At 63.7% G+C, this 4,913-nt stretch carries 4 protein-coding genes and 1 pseudogene; 2 read left to right on the forward strand and 3 right to left on the reverse strand.

Annotated elements, in window-relative coordinates; genetic code table 11:
- Nucleotides 1-718 (forward strand): IclR family transcriptional regulator (locus A985_RS25310; protein ID WP_157211448.1); only part of this gene is annotated, 718 nt, incomplete at its 5' end.
- 122 nt (nt 719-840) lie between these two features.
- Here the strand turns inward: A985_RS25310 and dmpG are convergent.
- Together dmpG and A985_RS0112445 are read right to left on the reverse strand one after the other, a co-directional pair.
- The gene (dmpG, locus tag A985_RS0112440) at nt 841-1,860 is read right to left on the reverse strand and encodes a 4-hydroxy-2-oxovalerate aldolase (RefSeq protein WP_017233734.1); all 1,020 of its coding nucleotides are present in this window, start codon (nt 1,858-1,860) and stop codon (nt 841-843) included.
- Nucleotides 1,861-1,894: 34 nt separating this feature from the next.
- Nucleotides 1,895-2,839: an acetaldehyde dehydrogenase (acetylating) gene (locus A985_RS0112445; protein ID WP_017233735.1), complete on the reverse strand. Its 945-nt coding sequence runs from the start codon at nt 2,837-2,839 to the stop codon at nt 1,895-1,897.
- Nucleotides 2,840-3,559: 720 nt separating this feature from the next.
- Between A985_RS0112445 and pagP the strand changes: the two genes are divergently transcribed.
- Nucleotides 3,560-4,222: a lipid IV(A) palmitoyltransferase PagP gene (pagP, locus tag A985_RS0112450; protein ID WP_083902289.1), complete on the forward strand. Its 663-nt coding sequence runs from the start codon at nt 3,560-3,562 to the stop codon at nt 4,220-4,222.
- Here the strand turns inward: pagP and A985_RS28560 are convergent.
- Nucleotides 4,198-4,913: pseudogene (locus A985_RS28560) on the reverse strand (hypothetical protein); the annotation flags it as partial. The gene pagP and the pseudogene A985_RS28560 sit on opposite strands and share 25 nt — an antisense overlap.

Raw genomic sequence — 4,913 nt, forward strand, 5'->3', positions numbered from 1 at the left:
TATCGTGGAAGCCGTCGCCGCCGGCATCGACACCGTGCCGGCCCTCTCGGCACACACCGGCATCACGACGTCGACCACACACCGGATTGCGTCGGCGCTCGTACACGCGGGGTATCTGCGCTTCGAGCCGCGTCGCGGCTACCGGCTGGGCAACAAGCTCATCGAACTGGGGTTTCTTGCCTACCGACAAATCGACTTGCCACGCGTCGCACGCCCCACGCTCGAATCGCTCGCGAGCGAGACGCAGGACACCGTGCACCTGGCCGTCGCCGACGGCTGGGAAGTGATGTACCTCGACAAACTGCCGGGACAACGCGCCGTGGAGATCAGCTCGCGCATTGGCGGACGCAAGCCGATCTGCGTGACCGGCGTGGGCAAGGCGCTGTTGCTCGATCAGGACGAAGCGGCTTGGAAGGCGCAGCTTGCTCACTATCGGTCGCAGGCGCCGTCAACGTCGATCGACACGACGGCGTGGCTCGCCCGCATGCACGACTACGCCCGTCTCGGTTACGCCTTCGATCTGGAGGACGACACGCCGCAAATTCGCTGTGTGGCCGCGCCGGTGTATGACGCAAGCCAGCATATCGTGGCCGCCATCAGTGTCTCGAGTACGACCAAGTACATGAGCCGCGAGCGCATGCAGGAACTCGTGCCGCGCGTGAAGCACGCCGCCGCGCAAATCAGTCACCAGCTCGGCTGGTCCGGTCACGGGGGCTAAGGCTCGTCGATTGATTCGGTTCGACTGAAAAAAAGCCGGCCCCTGCGGACAAGGGCCGGTGTCGGTAGGGCGACGAGGGCTCCGCTCCCCGGGCGCTGCGCCAGGGGAGGCGCATCTCGGCGCTACGCCGCGCGTCGCTTGAGCAGATCGAGCGCCACGTCGACGATCATGTCCTCCTGACCCCCCACCATGCGACGCTGACCCAGCTCGACCAGGATGTCGACGGTCTTGAGGTCGTAGCGCGCGGCAGCGGCTTCCGCGTGACGCAGGAAGCTCGAATACACGCCGGCGTAGCCAAGCGCCAGCGTCTCGCGATCCACGCGCACCGCGCGATCCTGCAACGGGCGAACGATGTCGTCGGCGGCATCCATCAACGTGTACAGATCGCAGCCGTGGTGCCAACCCAAACGCGATGCCGCGGCGATAAACACTTCCAGCGGCGCGTTGCCCGCGCCCGCGCCCATGCCCGCCAGACTCGCGTCGATGCGATCGCAGCCCTCCTCCACCGCAACGATGGAGTTCGCCACGCCAAGGCTCAGGTTGTGGTGCGCGTGCATGCCGGTGAGCGTCTCGGGCTTGAGCACGTCCTTGAAGGCGCGGAAGCGCTCGCGCACATCATTCATGCCCAACGCCCCGCCCGAATCCACCACATAGATACACGTCGCGCCGTACGACTCCATCAACTTGGCCTGCTCGGCGAGATGCTGCGGCGTGGTCATGTGGCTCATCATCAGAAAGCCGACCGTGTCCATGCCCAGCTCGCGCGCGTAGGCAATGTGTTGGCGCGAGACGTCGGCCTCGGTGCAGTGCGTTGCGATACGCACCACACGCGCCCCTGCGTCGTAGGCTTCGCGCAGATCGTGCACGGTGCCCACGCCCGGCAACAGCAAGGTGGCGACCTTGGCGTGCGTGACCGTCTCGGCCACGGCGGCAATCCATTCGAGATCAGTATGGGCGCCGAAACCGTAATTGAAGCTTGAGCCGGCCAGTCCATCGCCGTGCGCGACTTCGATGGAGTCGACATGGGCGGCGTCGAGCGCGGCGGCAATCGCTTTCACATCGGCAATGCGGTACTGGTGTCGAATGGCGTGGCTGCCGTCGCGCAGCGTCACGTCGGAAATGTAGAGCTTTTTCTGCGTCATGATGAGGTGTGTCTCCTGAGAGCGCGTGCGACCGTCAGGCCGCGAGCGCCAGGCGAGTGGCGGCGATACGGTCGGCGCAGGCCAGCGCGGCGCTGGTCATGATGTCGAGGTTACCTGCATACGCCGGCAGATAGTGCGCGGCCCCTTCCACTTCGAGGAAGACCGAGGTCTTCAGGCCGGTGAGCTTGCCCAAGCCCGGCACGTTGAGCGGACGCGATGCGTCGAACAACTCGAACTGCACCTGTTGCTTGAGACGATAGCCCGGCACGTAGGCATGCACCTTGTCGACCATCGCCTGAATGCTCGCGGCAATGGCGGCCTGATCCCCCGGCTCGGACAGCACGAACACCGTGTCACGCATGATGAGCGGCGGCTCCGCCGGGTTGAGCACGATGATCGCCTTGCCGCGCGAAGCCCCGCCCAGCACTTCAATCGCTTTCGACGTCGTTTCCGTGAACTCGTCGATGTTGGCGCGCGTGCCCGGCCCCGCCGACTTGCTCGAAATCGACGCGACGATCTCCGCGTAATGCACCTTCGCCACCTGCGAGATGGCCGCGACCATGGGGATCGTCGCCTGACCGCCGCACGTCACCATGTTGATGTTTCGCGCGTCCAGATGCGCGTCGAGGTTGATCGACGGAATCACGTACGGGCCAATGGCGGCCGGCGTCAGATCGATCACTTGCACGCCACGCGCTTGCAGCAGCGCGTTGTGATGCGCATGCGCCTTGGCCGAGGTCGCGTCGAATGCGATGCGAATGTCCTCGAAACCGGGCATTGCCAGCAGGCCGTCGATACCTTCAGCGGTGACCGGCACGCCGAGGCGCTGCGCACGCGCCAGGCCATCCGAGGCCGGATCGATACCGACCATCGCGCCCATTTCCAGATGCTCGCTGTTGCGCATCACCTTGATCATCAGGTCGGTGCCGATGTTGCCCGAGCCGATGATCGCCACTTTCTGTTTGCGTCGTTCCGTCACTGTCGTCTCCTGAACGTATCCGTCCACTGATATGAGCCGCATCGTAATTGCGCGACACTCAAAATGTCAATATGTAAATATTGATCTCATATATTGAGATCAATGAAACCCGAGCTTATCCACACTTTTTGTTCACAAGCCCGTTGATAACTTGCGGAAAAGCATGGCAAGTGGCTGATTCGACAGGGAAGAATGGGGGCGCGCGAAAGTTGAGCCATGCGTTGGAAAACGCGGCCTGGCGCCGGTTTCGCGGAAGTTCGTTATCCACAGAATTTGTTTGCAAGCCAGTGGACAACTCGCGGATAGCTTCCTCAAGTCCTTGATCGGACGGAGAAAAAGGGGGGCGCGCATTTGCTGCGCGCCGTCGAGCGTCTTGCGATACCCCAATTTCGCATGGCCCACGCGGACGCACGCGGCGAGATGTTATCCACAGAAAATGTTCACAACCCGGTGAATAACACGTCGATATCCACGATAGGTCATTGACGCGAAACGACTTCTTCGCCGAGCGGCAGGTTCGATCAGCCCGTGCTTCGGGCTTGGGCCGTTACGCGAAAAATCGGTCATTCGAACTTTTGCAACGGCGACGAGGTCTAGAAAGATTGGGATGCCGGTCACGAAGCGCGTCAGGGCGACGTCCCAAGTTCGCGGCGTGCCGTTTGCCGGCACCCTTCCGACGACCGTGATCGACACGTTTCTTGCAACACGACAAGCTCAACCATGAATACGAACCCCCGACGCACCGGGCGGCTCGCGCCATCGATTCGACTCGCACCGCTTGCCTCGCCCTCAAGAATTTCTCCCTCGTCTGGCCGCCGCACGCTTGTCGCGCTGGGTGCGGCGTTGACGTTGTTGTCACCGCTGGCAGCCCATGCCGACGACGCCCCGAGTGGCATCTCGACGTGGACCGGCGCCATCGTCGATGCAGTCCGCGACGTTGCCACGCAAGGTGCGAGCGATCTCTACGTACCGCTGCATACCCATCACCTGCGCTTCGCCTACACGAGCGAAAAGATCGCCCAGTACAACGAAAACCCGTGGGGACTCGGCTACGGCCGTGTGTTGTCCGACGGCGATAAGGGGTCACGAATGCTGTACGCCATGGCGTTCAAGGACTCGCATAACGACTGGTCGCCGATGGCCGGCTACGGCCGCATCTGGAACGTCGCAAACGCCGGGCCCGTGCGTTTCGGGCTCGGCTATACGGTCTTCCTGATGTCGCGCTCGGACACGCTCCGCGGCGTGCCCTTCCCCGGCGCGCTGCCCCTCGCCGAAATCGGCGTGGGGCGCGCCTCGGTCTCGACCACCTATGTGCCCGGCGGCAAGGGCAACGGCAACGTGCTGTTCTTCTTCGGTCGTTATACGTTCGGCAAGCCGGGTTGATCGCCAGGCGTTGACCGGCCATTCATGTGCGCCGGCCCCTCGGCGACGGCAGCCAATTCGGGCGCGGTGCGCACGCACCATGCCCCGAATCCGGCGATGTAACAGTACGCCACCGCCGGCACGAGGAACGACAACCCGATGCCGATGCCATCCGCCAGTGCCCCCTGCAGATAAGGCAACACCGCGCCGCCAACGATCGCCATGCAGATCAGCCCGCCGCCCTCGCTCACGCGCGCGCCGAGCCCGCCCACCGAGAGTGAGAAAATCGTCGGGAACATGATGGCGTTGCCGAGACCGCAGGCCAGCAACGACCACATCGCGAACGACGCCGGCAAGGCGAACGACGCGAGAATCAACACCACGTTATAGAGCGCACACAGGCTCAGCAGCCGCCCGGGCGACACCTTGCGCAACAGCCACGCGCCCACGAATCGCCCCGCCATCGCCCCACCCCAATACAGCGCCAGATACCCGCTTGCCTGCGCATGGTCGACGATGCCCGTGCCCGCTTGTGTCAGATAGGCAATCAGGAAGCTGCCGATACTGACTTCCGCGCCAACATAAAGAAACAGCGCCACGATGCCGTAACGCAAGGGACGGTGTGCCAACAGACTGCGCACGTTGCCGAGCACGCTCGGTGGCGACACGCGGCGCGCGCGGTGTTCCGGCAGCGTCAGCCGCCAGAGCACCC

The organism is Pandoraea sp. B-6, assembly GCF_000282835.1.
GTDB lineage: Bacteria > Pseudomonadota > Gammaproteobacteria > Burkholderiales > Burkholderiaceae > Pandoraea > Pandoraea cepalis.